Consider the following 298-nt stretch of genomic DNA (forward strand, 5'->3'; position numbering starts at 1 on the left):
TAGAGGACGGTACCAATGGTCGAAAGTTGGGTCGATACCTGTAAAAGCAGGGTGGATTTCCCGATTCCTGGATCGCCTCCGATCAGGACCAGACTGCCCGGCACCACACCGCCACCGAGGACTCGGTTGAACTCCTCCATGTTAGTCTTGGTGCGAGCCACTTGAATGGAGGAAACTTCATTGAGTTTCATGGGACGGGTCTTCTCACCTGTCAGGCTGACCCGCTCGTTCTTGACTTCAGCGACTTCCACTTCCTCGACAAAGCTAGACCAGGAGCCACAGTTGGGGCAGCGGCCCA

1 pseudogene is annotated in these 298 nt (G+C 56.0%); it reads right to left on the reverse strand.

Features of this window, described 5'->3' with window-relative positions:
* Positions 1–298: pseudogene (locus C1E99_RS01025) on the reverse strand (DNA repair protein RadA); the annotation flags it as partial.

Source organism: Streptococcus suis (assembly GCF_002964045.1).
GTDB classification, from domain to species: Bacteria; Bacillota; Bacilli; order Lactobacillales; family Streptococcaceae; genus Streptococcus; species Streptococcus suis_U.